The sequence below is a fragment of the Micromonospora sp. NPDC047521 genome, from assembly GCF_055587305.1.
The window spans coordinates 412,490-425,106 of record NZ_JBVJGN010000001.1 but is presented as its reverse complement, the minus strand read 5'-3'; the positions used below and the strand labels follow the sequence as shown (position 1 = coordinate 425,106).

The window sequence follows — 12,617 nt, the reverse complement described above, 5'->3', positions numbered from 1 at the left end:
CGGATAACGTCCGGCGCACGACCCGGACGCGAGTTATGTCGGGTTCGGCGGGACGGAGCACCGCCACCAGTGACCATCGCGCCGATGGAGCGCCTACGATGGTTCGAGACTGTCTAGGGGAGCGTTGATCCGTGTCGATTCTGGAAAAGGTCCTTAACGCGGGCGAGGGCCGCATGGTGCGGCGGCTCAAGGCCATCGCCAATGCTGTCAGCTCGATCGAGGACGACTACGTCAACCTCACCGACGAGGAGCTGCGCGGCATGACCGAGCAGTTCCGGGAGCGGCTCGCCGACGGTGAAACCCTCGACGACCTGCTGCCGGAGGCGTTCGCGGTGGCCCGCGAGGCGGCCGCCCGGGTGCTCGGCCAGCGGCCGTACGACGTCCAGGTGATGGGCGGCGCGGCTCTGCACTTCGGCAACATCGCCGAGATGAAGACCGGTGAGGGCAAGACGCTGACCTCGGTCATGGCCGTCTACCTCAACGCGCTCTCCGGCGACGGCGTGCACGTGGTCACCGTCAACGACTACCTCGCCCAGCGCGACGCGGCCTGGATGGGTCGCGTGCACGAGTTCCTCGGGCTGACCGTCGGCGTGGTGCTGCCCAACCGGCCGGCCAGCGAGCACAAGGCCGCCTACGAGTGCGACATCACGTACGGCACCAACAACGAGTTCGGCTTCGACTACCTGCGCGACAACATGGCCTGGTCGAAGGACGAGCTGGTCCAGCGCGGTCACAACTTCGCCGTCGTCGACGAGGTCGACTCGATCCTCATCGACGAGGCACGCACCCCGCTGATCATCTCCGGTCCGGCCGAGCACTCGGCCCGCTGGTACGGCGAGTTCGCGGGCGTGGTGGCCCGGCTCCAGCCCGGCACCGACGGCGAGGGCGACTACGAGGTCGACCACTCCAAGCGCACCATCGCGGTGACCGAGCGCGGCGTGGCCAAGGTCGAGGACCGGCTCGGCATCGACAACCTGTACGAGTCGGTGAACACTCCGCTGGTCGGCTACCTCAACAACGCCATCAAGGCCAAGGAGCTGTACAAGCGCGACAAGGACTACATCGTCAGCGACGGTGAGGTCCTGATCGTCGACGAGTTCACCGGTCGCATCCTGCACGGCCGCCGCTACAACGAGGGCATGCACCAGGCGATCGAGGCCAAGGAGGGGGTGGAGATCAAGCAGGAGAACCAGACCCTGGCCACCATCACCCTCCAGAACTACTTCCGCCTCTACAACAAGCTGTCCGGGATGACCGGTACGGCGCAGACCGAGGCGAGCGAGTTCAACAAGGTCTACAAGGTCGGCGTCGTGAGCATCCCGACCCACCGCCCGATGGTCCGCGAGGACCGGCCGGACGTCATCTACAAGACCGAGAAGGCCAAGTTCAACGCGGTGATCGAGGACATCGCCGAGCGGCACCAGATGGGCCAGCCGGTGCTTGTCGGCACCGTCTCGGTGGAAAACTCGGAGATCCTCTCCCAGTTGCTGCGTCGGCGGGGCATCCCGCACAACGTGCTGAACGCCAAGTTCCACGCCCGGGAAGCCGAGATCGTCGCCCAGGCCGGGCGCAAGGGCGCCGTCACGGTGGCCACCAACATGGCCGGCCGTGGTACGGACATCCTGCTCGGCGGCAACCCCGAGTTCCTCGCCGCGAACGAGCTGCGCCAGCGTGGCCTCGACCCGCTGGAGAACGAGGAGGAGTACGCCAAGGCGATGGAGGAGGTCCTGCCCACCTGGAAGCAGGCCTGCGACGCCGAGGCTGAGGAGGTCGCCGCCGCCGGTGGCCTGTACGTGCTGGGCACCGAGCGGCACGAGTCCCGGCGGATCGACAACCAGCTGCGCGGTCGCGCCGGCCGGCAGGGTGACCCGGGCGAGTCCCGCTTCTACCTGTCCCTGCAGGACGAGCTGATGCGGCGCTTCCGGGCCGGCGCGGTCGAGGCGGTGATGGAGCGCTTCAACATCCCGGAGGACGTGCCCATCGAGTCGAAGATGGTCACCCGGCAGATCAAGAGCGCCCAGGCCCAGATCGAGGGTCAGAACGCCGAGATCCGTAAGAACGTGCTCAAGTACGACGAGGTGCTCAACAAGCAGCGGCAGGTCGTCTACGCCGAGCGGCTCCGGGTGCTCAACGGTGAGGACCTCTCCGACCAGGTGCGCAACATGATCGACGACACCGTCGAGGCGTACGTGCGGGGTGCCACCTCGGAGGGCTACGGCGAGGACTGGGACCTCGAGCAGCTCTGGTCCAGCCTCAAGCAGCTCTACCCGGTCGGCGTGACGATCGAGGAGCTGGAGGAGGAGGCCGGCGGTTCCCGGGCCGGCATGGACGCCGACTTCCTGGTCGCCCGCCTCAAGGAGGACGCGCACGCCGCGTACGACAGGCGCGAGGAGCAGCTCGGCACCGAGGGGGTGCGCCAGCTCGAGCGGATGGTGCTGCTCCAGGTGATCGACCGCAAGTGGCGTGAGCACCTCTACGAGATGGACTACCTCCAGGAGGGCATCAACCTCCGGGCGTACGCGCAGCGGGACCCGGTGGTGGAGTACCAGCGCGAGGGCTTCGACATGTTCGCCACCATGATGGACGGCATCAAGGAGGAGACTGTCGGCTTCCTCTACAACGTGGACGTCCAGGTGACCGAGCCGGAGCCCGCGGAGTCGGAGGAGGTCACGCTCCTGGACAAGCCTGTGGAGATCCGGGCCAAGGGCCTCAACCGCGCTCCGCAGCGGCAGGGCCTGCAGTATTCGGCTCCCACCATCGACGGCGAGGCCAGCCCGGGTGCGGTGGCGGTCGAGCAGGCCGAGCAGCAGGCGCCCGCGCTCGGTGTGGGTCGCCCGGCTCAGGGCGCCCCGGCGTCGCCGGGGCAGAGCGCGCCGTCCGCCCCGCAGCGGCCGGCTTCCGGGCTGCGTGGCCCGGCGCTTCCGACGGCCGGCTCGCGCCGTCCGGCGCCGAGTCAGGCGGACGCCTCCAACGGCCCGTCGCGCAACGCGCCGTGCCCGTGCGGTTCGGGCCGCAAGTACAAGCGCTGCCACGGCGCCCCCAACGGCGGCAACTGACCGAAGCAGCTCGACCGACGGGTCCCGGCCGATTCTGGCCGGGGCCCGTCGGCGTATCCGGGCTCACCCGGCTCCGGCCGCTGAGCCGTGCCGGTGGGCGGTCAGAGGACGTGCAGGGCGGTGCAGAGCCAGCGGCCCCTGCGGTGTTCCAGGCGCAGCGCCATCGCCCAGCTCCGGCCGCCGTCGCCGGTGAGCACGGCGGCGGCCTCCACCGCGGCGTCCCCGATCTCGCAGACCCGCAGGCGGAGCAGCCGGGCCAGCGGCCGCGCGGCGCGGCGGCGGGTCACGCCGGTCCGTCCGGAGGCCCGGGCCAGCTCGATCAGCAGCTCTCCGGAGCGGGCCGGGTCGAGCAGTGGCCGCACCTGCGCCGGCGAGCGGTAGCCGTTGACCACCTCGAGGCAGGTGCTGACGAAGCGGTGCGCCGCCCGGGTCGCCTCGGAGGCGGTGGTGGACGGCAGTGGCGCACCCGGGTGGCCGGCCGGTCTGCTGGGCACCGGGCGGAGGGTGCGGCGACGCTGCGGTGGCCGGGCCTGCTCCTGGCGGGAGGCGGCGAACAGGTCGAGGGCGAGCTGGCCGTGGGTCGGCGCCGGCCAGTACGGCCCCTCCGCCTCGTCCGCGTACGGGGGGTCGATGGGTGGGGCGGGGCGCAGCCGTACGGGTGGTCGGGACGGACGCTCACTCATCGCAGCCCTCTCGATCTTGCGTTTGCCTTCGTTTGCTTTCGACCCATCGATTCTGAGCGATCGGACCGCCCGGGTCAATGGCGTCGTCGAAGGGCGGGACGGCGGGCGGTGCTACTCCGGATCGCGGTCGACGAGGGGATTGCTCTGCACCCAGTCGGCGGTCTCGTCGTACTTGCGCGCGATGTACTCCTCCAGCCGGGCGCGCTCCACCCGCCACTGGCCACGCCCGCCGATCTTGATCGCCGGCAGCTCCCCGCTGCGCACCATGTGGTAGACCTGCGAGTCCGACACGTTGAGCTCGGCGGCGACGTCGGACAGCAGCAGGAACCTGGGCTCCACGGACACTCCCGGGGTTGATGTCGTTTGGTTCAGTTTGCCATCGACAGCGCGGAGAGCCCAGCGCCGGACCGCCCGGTCGCGGGACCGGCGACTGCTGACACACCGGCGAGGAACTTCCACCGACCGGAGGTGCGGTGTATGACGGTCACGGCGTGCGGCATGATCTGCGCCCGTGCCGGCGGCCGCCGGTGGAGGACCGAGCGGGGAGACAACCGGTGAACCAGGAGCTTGTCCGGGTGTACGTACCGGCGACCGTACCGATGCTGGCCCGACTGCGCGAGCAGGGCCTGAGCGCCGACCAGGCGCACGCCGTGACGCCGGCGCTGCGCGAGTGGTACGCCGAGGGCGACGAGGAGGAGCTGGAGTACGTGGCGTTCACCAGGGCCGCCCAGGAGGCGCTGCACCTGCTCCGGGCCGACCCGGGCGCGCCCCGCCGCCGGGTCGTCGTCTCGGCCGACCTGCCGCCGGCAGCGCTCGGGCGGGGCGACGGCGAGCTGGGATCCAGCATGGTGACGCTGGCCGACGTCGTGCCTGTCGCCGCTGTGGCGGCGATCCACGTGGACGGCGCGGACGCCGTCGAGGAGATCGCCGCGGCGGCCGACGTGGTGGCCGAGGCCGCCGCCGGCGACCCGGACGCCCAGTTCACAGTCGACGGCGCCGAGGACCACGAGCTGGAGTGGTACGACGTGACGGAACTCGACCTGTTGCTGCGCGCCGCCGGCTGAGCGGGCCGGGGTCAGCGGGCCTGGTCCGCCTCGACGGCGTCGGTCGGGTCGCCCGCGTCGGCGGGGGAGTCGACCGGCTCGTCGTCGTCGGTGTGCGCCGGCCCGAGGGTGCGCCCGAACGCGATGAGCGCGGTCAGCGCGCCCACGAAGAGCACCCAGATGCCGTTGTCCACCCGCGAGGTGCCCAGTGAGGTCTGCGCCACCGCGTCCGCCTCGCTGAGCGCGCTGGCGAGGTCCAGCAGGGAACGGCCGCCGATCCGGATGATCACCTCGGCGAGCAGCAGGAGCAGCCCGGGTCCGGCGCCGGCGAGCAGGTACGCCGGCCAGCGCAGCGCGGGCGTCTCGGGATCGTGGCGGACGGCCCGACGCCGCGCCCAGGACAGGTAACCGAAGGCGAGCAGCCCCGCGAGCAGTCCCGCGACGAGCGATTCGGTACGCGACACCCACTTCGCGGCGTTGACAAGCGACTCCTGGGTGTCCCCGGCGCCGAAGAGGTCGAACAGCGGGTCGCGGGCCTGGCTGAACGCCACCACGAAGAGCAGCGTGCCCAGCGCGGCGGTGACCACCGCGCCGACCGTCGGGGCCGAGCGCGCGCCGGCGATGGCACCACCGATGATCGCGGCGGCGGCCGTGGTGCCGGCGATCACGTTCGTGGTCGAGGTGTCGAAGTAGGTGAGGTTGATGGCCAGCGCGGCGGCCAGCCCGACCACCATCCCGGCACCGATCGCCCCGACGAAACGCAGGGTGATCCCGTCGCCGTAGCGGCGGGCCAGCAGGTTGCCGCCGGCCAGCGCCACGGCCGCCCCGGCCACCAGCGCGGCCGAGATCACGCCGGGCAGGGCGAACGCGGAGAGGCTGATCGCGGTGACCCCGGCCGCTGCCGAGGTGGTGGCCTCCCGGGTGGACCAGAGCATGGCGGCCAGCCAGCCCAGCGCCAGCAGCGCGAGCACCGCCGCGCCGGGGGCGAGCGTCGGCCGACCGTCGGTGGCGTCGACCGCCGGCTCGTCCGACTCGACGGCCGGGACGCGGCCGGGCTGCTTGGTCATCGTCTCCCCTTCGAGGCGGCAGGTCACCGACCATTCAGGGTACGCGGGCCCGCTGGGTGACCCGTCGCACCCGACGGGTGCCGCCCGGTCCGGCTCCGCCGGTGGCGTGGGCCGAGCGGCCGCCCGATGGCTGCGGGCTGTCGGATCGAGCCCGATCGGTAAGGGGAGAAGGGGTGGGGCGGTCCTTGGCGTACGGAGGTGGCCGAGGTGGGGCGCACGGCCTCGCATGGGAGAATCAGGGAGGTCCCGCCGCTGCTCGGCCCTGTCCTGCGGCGTCCGGTGTCCGGCCATCCGGTCGGTGCCCGCGGGTCCGGTTTCGCCACTGCTGTCGAGATCGCCAGGAGCCTTGATGGACGCCGTGTTCTCCGTACCCGAGCCGCGCAACGAGCCGGTTCGCAACTACGAGCCGGGCAGCGGGGATCGGGAGCGGCTCAAGCGGCGGCTGACCGAGCTCGCCGCGGAGCGCATCGACCTGCCGATGACCATCGGTGGCGAGCAGCGGATGGCCGCCGGTGACCCGATCAACGTGGTGCAGCCGCACAAGCACGCGCACGTGCTGGGCGTGACGGCGCACGCCACCCACCACGACGCGCACGCCGCCATCAAGGCAGCCAAGGCCGCCGCCCCGATGTGGCGGTCGCTGCCGTTCGAGGAGCGCGCCGCCATCTTCCTGCGCGCCGCCGAGCTGCTCGCCGGCCCGTGGCGCGACACCCTCAACGCCGCCACCATGCTCGGCCAGTCGAAGACCGCGATCCAGGCGGAGATCGACTCGGCCTGCGAGTTCATCGACTTCCTCCGGTTCAACGTGCACTTCGCCCGTCGCCTGCTCGAGGAGCAGCCGGCGTCGTCGCCAGGTGTGTGGAACCGCTTCGACCACCGCCCGCTGGAGGGCTTCGTCTACGCGGTCACCCCGTTCAACTTCACGGCGATCGCCGGCAACCTGCCGTCGGCGCCGGCCCTGCTGGGCAACACGGTGATCTGGAAGCCGGGCCCGACCCAGCAGTTCGCCGCGCACTTCACCATGCGGCTGTTCGAGGCCGCCGGCCTCCCGCCCGGCGTGATCAACATGGTGACCGGTCGGGGCGAAGAGGTCTCCGACGTCGTACTCGCCGACCCGGACCTGGCCGGCATCCACTTCACCGGCTCCACCAAGGTCTTCCAGCAGTTGTGGCGGACCGTCGGCGACAACATCGCCCGCTACCGGGGCTACCCGCGGCTGGTCGGCGAGACCGGTGGCAAGGACTTCGTGGTCGCGCACACCAGTGCCGACGTGGACGCGCTGCACACCGCGCTGATCCGTGGCGCGTACGAGTACCAGGGCCAGAAGTGCTCGGCGGCGTCGCGGGCGTACGTGCCGCGCTCGCTCTGGGAGGGCGGGCTGCGCGACCGGCTGGCCGCCACCGCCGACTCGCTCACCTACGGCGACGTGGCCGACTTCGGCAACTTCGGCGGCGCGGTGATCGACGACAAGGCGTTCGCCAGGCACACCGCGGCGCTGGAGCTGATCGCCGGTGACGACTCCTGCCGGGTGCTGGCCGGTGGCACGGCCGACGACTCGGTGGGCTACTTCGTCCGGCCGACCCTCTTCGAGTGCGGCGACGCCGCGCACGAGACCTTCACCACCGAGTACTTCGGGCCGATCCTGGGCGTGCACGTCTTCGACGACTCCCGCTTCGACGAGGTGGTCGCGCAGGCCGAGTCGATCGCCCCGTACGCGCTGACCGGCTCGGTGTTCGCCACCGACCGGCAGGTGATCGACTCGGTCGGCGAGCGCATGCGGTATGCGGCCGGCAACTTCTACATCAACGACAAGCCGACCGGCGCGGTGGTCGGGCAGCAGCCGTTCGGCGGCGCCCGGGCCAGCGGCACCAACGACAAGGCGGGCTCCTGGCTGAACCTGGTCCGCTGGGTGTCGCCGCGCACGATCAAGGAGACGTTCGTGCCGCCGACCGACCACACGTACCCCCACATGGGCTGACCGGCGACGACCCGCCGGCGGCGCGCTCGGCGCCGCCGGCGGTCGGCCCGCCGATCCAATCCATCGATGGTCCTCAACGGACAGTCTGTCGCCGACAGTGCACTTAGGAAGTCCTGTCGGGTGGCAAACTGCCAAATCCTGGACGCCGCGTGCGCAAAGTGGCAGCGTAGTGGGCATGGCGGAATCCGGAGTCAACCCTACGGCGGCGGCCCTGCTCGGCCTCCTCCACGAGGGCCCGATGACAGGCGGCCAGTTGATGGCCGCCGCTGAGCGCCGTCTGGCGCCGTACTGGTCGATGACCCGCAGTCAGGTCTACCGCGAGTTGCCGGTCCTGGCCGAGCGGGGTTTCGTGCGGCTCGGTAAGCCGGGGCCGCGGATGAGCCAGCCGTACGCACTCACCGCAAGCGGGAAACGGACATTCTCCCGCTGGCTGGCGGAGAACCCGGGGCGGGACACCATCCGTAACCCGATAGCGCTGCGGATGGCCTTCGGCAACCTGCACTCCGCCAGCCAGCTCAAGAGCCTGTACGCCTCCGCGAACGAGTACCACACCGAGGCCCTCGCCCAGGTCCGGGAACAGGTCAAGAACGCCAAACGGGACGGCGAGACGTACGACGCCAGCGCCCTGGAGTTCGCAGTCGCCTACCACCGGGCCGCGCTGTCGTGGTTGAAGTCCGCCCCCGTCGGGTGATCTCCGGCGGGTCCGCCGACAGGGAACGAGCTGCGCCTTCCGGGACGCAGTGCCGATTTGGCGCGGACCTGCGGGGCTCGCAAGCTCACTCCTCGTCTGCGCAGTACCCTTGTCTGTCGTGACCGCTGCCGATTACGCCGAACAGCTCAAGGAACTCGACGCGACCCTGCGAAACATCGAGGCCGTCCTCAACCTCGACCGTCTCCACGAGGACAAGGCCCGCCTTGAGCAGGAGGCTTCCGCCCCCGATCTGTGGGACGACCAGGCCAAGGCTCAGCAGGTGACCTCGCAGCTGTCGTACGTCAACGGCGAGATCAGCAAGCTGGGCAGCCTGCGCGCCCGGCTCGACGACGCCCAGGTGCTGCTGGAGTTGGCCGAGGCCGAATCCGACCCGGGTGTGCTCACCGAGGTCGAGACGGAGATCGCCGGGCTGACCAAGGCCATCCAGGAGATGGAGGTCCGCACCCTGCTCTCCGGCGAGTACGACTCCCGGGAGGCCCTGGTCGCCATCCGAGCCGGCGCGGGCGGCGTGGACGCGGCGGACTTCGCCGAGATGCTGCTGCGGATGTACCTGCGCTGGGCGGAGCGCCACGGCTACCCGACCGAGGTCTACGAGACCTCGTACGCCGAGGAGGCGGGTCTGAAGTCGGCCACCTTCGCGGTCAAGGTGCCCTACGCGTACGGCACGCTCAGCGTCGAGTCGGGCACGCACCGGCTGGTCCGGATCAGCCCGTTCGACAACCAGGGCCGCCGGCAGACCAGCTTCGCGGGCGTCGAGGTCCTGCCGGTCACCGAGCAGACCGACCACATCGACATCCCGGAGAACGAGGTACGCGTCGACGTGTACCGCTCCTCCGGCCCCGGCGGGCAGAGCGTCAACACCACCGACTCGGCGGTCCGGCTGACCCACATCCCGACCGGCATCGTGGTGACCTGCCAGAACGAGAAGTCGCAGTTGCAGAACAAGGCCTCCGCGCTGCGGGTGCTCCAGGCCCGGCTCCTGGAGCGCAAGCGCCAGGAGGAGGAAGAGAAGATGGCCGGCCTCAAGAGCGGCGGCACCAGCTCGTGGGGCGACCAGATGCGCTCGTACGTCCTGCACCCGTATCAGATGGTGAAGGATCTCCGAACCGAGCAGGAGACCGGCAATCCGAGCGGGGTCTTCGACGGCGACCTGGACGAATTCATCGAGGCCGGTATCCGTTGGCGCAAGCAGCGTCAACTCGCCGGCGACGGTGCGTGACGGCTCGCGGGCGGAGCGCGTCATCGATCTCCAGGTAGAGGCCTGATTCGACGACGCGCACCGGATCTGTGGGGCGTGGGGCTTGGCTCAGTTGTTACACCGCGTAGACTCACCACCCGTGATTCAGCTTGAGCAAGTGACGAAGACGTACCCGAAGGCGTCCCGGCCTTCGCTCGACAACGTGTCCGTCTCGATCGAGAAGGGCGAGTTCGTCTTCTTCATCGGTCCATCCGGCTCCGGCAAGTCCACAATCATCAAGATGCTGCTGCACGAGGTCGCCCCCAACAAGGGTCGCGTCGTCGTCAACGGCAAGGACGTCACGTCGATGCGGTCCTGGAAGCGACCCCACTTCCGCCGCTCGATCGGCTGTGTCTTCCAGGACTTCCGGCTGCTGCCGAACCGCACCGCCTACGAGAACGTGGCGTTCGCTCTCGAGGTGATCGGCAAGACCAAGGCGGTTGCCCGCCGGGTCGTGCCGGAGGTGCTGGAGCTGGTCGGGCTCGGTGGCAAGGAGCACCGCTACCCGCACGAGCTCTCCGGTGGTGAGCAGCAGCGGGTCGCCGTCGCCCGGGCGTTCGTGAACCGTCCGCTGATCCTGCTGGCGGACGAGCCCACCGGAAACCTGGACCCGGACACCTCGATCGAGATCATGCGTCTGCTGGACCGGATCAACCGCACCGGCACGACCGTCGTGATGGTCACCCACGACTCCAACATCGTGAACCAGATGCGCCGCCGCGTCGTCGAGATCGAGAGCGGCCGCATCGTGCGTGACCAGGCCCGCGGCGTCTACGGGTGAGCCGGCGCTTCACCCCTTTCGCAGCCTGACGACGAACACCTCATGCCGGAGACCCGGAGGAAATCCCGATGCGCGTGAAATACGTCCTGTCCGAGGTACTGGTCGGACTGTGGCGCAACGTGACCATGTCCATCGCGATGATCATCACGATGGCGGTCTCGCTGACCATGCTCGGCGCCAGCGGTCTCATGTACCGCCAGGTCGACGACATGAAGGACCTCTACTACAAGAACATCGAAGTCTCGATCTTCTTGAACCAGGAGGTGAGCGAGCAGGAGCGCACCGACCTGGATGGCAAGCTGAAGAGCGACCCCCTGGTGAAGGAGGTCCTCTACGTCAACAAGGATGAGGCGTACAAGCGCTTCAAGGAGATGTACCAGGACGCGCCGGACCTGGTGAACGCCGTCAAGCCGGACCAGCTGCCCGAGTCGTTCCGGCTCAAGCTGAACAACCCGGAGCAGTACAAGAACATCTACGACCAGTACAAGGACACGGCCGGTGTCGACGAGATCGTCGACCAGAGCCGCCTGCTGGACAAGATCTTCAACATCCTCACCTCGATCCAGAACATCGCGCTGGCCGCCGCCATCGTGATGGCGATCGCCGCACTGCTGCTGGTCGCGAACACCATCCAGGTGGCCGCGTACAGCAAGCGGCGTGAGGTGGCGGTCATGAAGCTGGTCGGCGCGTCCAACTGGTTCATCCAGGCGCCGTTCGTGCTGGAGGCCGTCGTGGCCGGCCTGATCGGCTCGCTGCTGGGCCTTGTCGCTCTCATCGCGGCGAAGTATCTGCTCTTCGACGGATCGCTCAGCGCGTTGCAGGGTCTGCTGTCGCCGATCAGCTGGGGTGACATCCTGTTCATCTTCCCGCTGATGGCCGGCGTCGGTGGCCTGGTCAGCGCCGCCACCGCCTGGATCACCCTGCGGTTCTACCTGCGGGTCTAGGCGCCGTACCTGTCGTCCCGTCGTCTCCCGGGGACCCTCCCGCTGCCGGAAATAAACGGCGCGGGAGGGTCCTTGTCATTCGGGTAGCATGATCGGTTGTCCGGCCGGGGTGACCCCGGCCGCGACGTCAGACGGGAGGGGGTGGCACCGATGCCACGGGAAAAGGGGCGCAAGGTGGTCGCCTCCAACAAGAAGGCGCGCCACGACTACTCGATCCTCGACACGTACGAGGCGGGCATGGCGCTGACCGGCACCGAGGTCAAGTCGCTGCGGGCCGGGCGGGCGTCGCTTGTCGACGCGTTCGCGCAGGAACGTGACGGCGAGTTGTACCTGCACGCCATGCACATCCCGGAGTACACCCAGGGCACCTGGACCAACCACGAGCCCCGGCGTACGCGCAAGCTGCTGCTCAACCGGGGTGAGATCGACAAGCTCGTCGGTAAGACCCGCGAGGGTGGTCTGACGATCGTCCCGCTCCAGGTCTACTTCTCCGACGGCTGGGCCAAGGTGGAGATCGCCCTGGCCAAGGGCAAGAAGTCGTACGACAAGCGCCAGGACCTCGCCAAGCGCGACGCGGACCGGGAGATCGCCCGGGTGTCCGGTCGACGCGGCAAGGGAATGGACGACTGATTCATCCCGTTTGTCCAGGTCGGCACGTCTGCCCGGGGCTCGGGATGAAAGCCGTTGCGGCAGGCGTTAGTCTTGTCAGTGCCGCCACATCGGCGGCCTGTCGAGGGGGTGACTGGTTTCGACTTCGTACGCAGCGACAGGGGAAGCGAGCCGAGGAAGCCGACGTCGTCTCGAGAATCGGTCGTCGGAAACCAATAAGCGCCAAGAACAATCGCGCTGACTTCGCTCTCGCCGCCTGAGGCGAGTAGCTAAGTCTGTCGGCCTGGGAACGCCTTCGTCCCAGTAGCCGGCATCAGCTAGAAGGCTGGCCAATCGGACCCGGTCGCGGGGTCCGTGCGGCGAGATCAATCAGCGACTGGGCCCGTCACACCAACTTGCTCGCGTGAGCGGTGGGGCCGAGTAGAGGCACAGCGAGCTGCGCTCGGAGAAGCCCTGACAAACCGGCGAAGGACCCGGGTTCGATTCCCGGCACCTCCACCACCTCGA

At 69.5% G+C, this 12,617-nt stretch carries 11 protein-coding genes and 1 other RNA gene; 9 read left to right on the top strand and 3 right to left on the bottom strand.

The annotated features are described in order from the left end of the window. Nucleotides 1-131: 131 nt before the first annotated feature. Nucleotides 132-3,056, top strand: coding sequence for a preprotein translocase subunit SecA (gene secA / locus ACZ6N8_RS02015; RefSeq protein ID WP_364367697.1), 2,925 nt, complete (start codon nucleotides 132-134; stop codon nucleotides 3,054-3,056). A gap of 101 nt (nucleotides 3,057-3,157) precedes the next feature. Here the strand turns inward: secA and ACZ6N8_RS02010 are convergent, their stop codons facing one another. Beyond that, nucleotides 3,158-3,739: an Rv3235 family protein gene (locus ACZ6N8_RS02010; RefSeq protein WP_466006927.1), complete on the bottom strand. Its 582-nt coding sequence runs from the start codon at nucleotides 3,737-3,739 to the stop codon at nucleotides 3,158-3,160. 111 nt (nucleotides 3,740-3,850) lie between these two features. Then, nucleotides 3,851-4,078: a helix-turn-helix domain-containing protein gene (locus ACZ6N8_RS02005; RefSeq protein WP_030490852.1), complete on the bottom strand. Its 228-nt coding sequence runs from the start codon at nucleotides 4,076-4,078 to the stop codon at nucleotides 3,851-3,853. Between the two features lie 215 nt (nucleotides 4,079-4,293). Here ACZ6N8_RS02005 and ACZ6N8_RS02000 point away from each other — a divergent pair, with 215 nt between their 5' ends. Continuing rightward, nucleotides 4,294-4,803, top strand: coding sequence for a DUF6912 family protein (locus tag ACZ6N8_RS02000; RefSeq protein ID WP_364367690.1), 510 nt, complete (start codon nucleotides 4,294-4,296; stop codon nucleotides 4,801-4,803). Nucleotides 4,804-4,814: 11 nt separating this feature from the next. Here the strand turns inward: ACZ6N8_RS02000 and ACZ6N8_RS01995 are convergent, their stop codons facing one another. Further along, a complete protein-coding gene (locus ACZ6N8_RS01995; RefSeq protein ID WP_466006926.1) occupies nucleotides 4,815-5,849 on the bottom strand; it encodes a hypothetical protein in 1,035 nt (344 codons plus the stop codon). Nucleotides 5,850-6,198: 349 nt separating this feature from the next. On the opposite strand from ACZ6N8_RS01995, the gene pruA reads away from it, so the two are divergent. The 7 genes from pruA to ssrA all read left to right on the top strand — a co-directional run bounded on the left by pruA (nucleotide 6,199) and on the right by ssrA (nucleotide 12,611). Beyond that, the gene (pruA, locus tag ACZ6N8_RS01990) at nucleotides 6,199-7,827 is read left to right on the top strand and encodes an L-glutamate gamma-semialdehyde dehydrogenase (protein WP_466006925.1); all 1,629 of its coding nucleotides are present in this window, start codon (nucleotides 6,199-6,201) and stop codon (nucleotides 7,825-7,827) included. A 175-nt stretch (nucleotides 7,828-8,002) separates the two neighbouring features. After that, entirely contained in the window at nucleotides 8,003-8,518 is a 516-nt protein-coding gene (locus ACZ6N8_RS01985) for a PadR family transcriptional regulator (protein WP_203177078.1), read from the top strand. 118 nt (nucleotides 8,519-8,636) lie between these two features. Continuing rightward, nucleotides 8,637-9,758 carry a peptide chain release factor 2 gene (prfB, locus tag ACZ6N8_RS01980; RefSeq protein ID WP_354817923.1) on the top strand — a complete coding sequence of 374 codons (1,122 nt, stop codon included), beginning with the start codon at nucleotides 8,637-8,639 and terminating at the stop codon, nucleotides 9,756-9,758. Nucleotides 9,759-9,876: 118 nt separating this feature from the next. After that, nucleotides 9,877-10,557, top strand: a complete 681-nt coding sequence (gene ftsE, locus ACZ6N8_RS01975; RefSeq protein WP_030331491.1) for a cell division ATP-binding protein FtsE — start codon at nucleotides 9,877-9,879, stop codon at nucleotides 10,555-10,557. Nucleotides 10,558-10,625: 68 nt separating this feature from the next. Then, nucleotides 10,626-11,501, top strand: a complete 876-nt coding sequence (gene ftsX, locus ACZ6N8_RS01970; RefSeq protein ID WP_357980199.1) for a permease-like cell division protein FtsX — start codon at nucleotides 10,626-10,628, stop codon at nucleotides 11,499-11,501. A 150-nt stretch (nucleotides 11,502-11,651) separates the two neighbouring features. Beyond that, nucleotides 11,652-12,131 (top strand): SsrA-binding protein SmpB, encoded by a 480-nt coding sequence (smpB, locus tag ACZ6N8_RS01965; RefSeq protein WP_354817929.1) that lies wholly within the window; start codon nucleotides 11,652-11,654, stop codon nucleotides 12,129-12,131. 104 nt (nucleotides 12,132-12,235) lie between these two features. Further along, nucleotides 12,236-12,611: a transfer-messenger RNA gene (ssrA, locus tag ACZ6N8_RS01960) on the top strand. The last annotated feature ends 6 nt before the right edge of the window (nucleotides 12,612-12,617 follow it).

Excerpts from the sequence above, each read along its gene's own strand:
- ACZ6N8_RS02010 (WP_466006927.1), bottom strand. The coding sequence starts at position 3,739 with ATGAGTGAGCGTCCGTCCCGACCACCCGTACGGCTGCGCCCCGCCCCA.
- ACZ6N8_RS01995 (WP_466006926.1), bottom strand. The coding sequence starts at position 5,849 with ATGACCAAGCAGCCCGGCCGCGTCCCGGCCGTCGAGTCGGACGAGCCG.
- pruA (WP_466006925.1), top strand. The coding sequence starts at position 6,199 with ATGGACGCCGTGTTCTCCGTACCCGAGCCGCGCAACGAGCCGGTTCGC.
- ACZ6N8_RS01985 (WP_203177078.1), top strand. The coding sequence starts at position 8,003 with ATGGCGGAATCCGGAGTCAACCCTACGGCGGCGGCCCTGCTCGGCCTC.
- ftsX (WP_357980199.1), top strand. The coding sequence starts at position 10,626 with ATGCGCGTGAAATACGTCCTGTCCGAGGTACTGGTCGGACTGTGGCGC.
- smpB (WP_354817929.1), top strand. The coding sequence starts at position 11,652 with ATGCCACGGGAAAAGGGGCGCAAGGTGGTCGCCTCCAACAAGAAGGCG.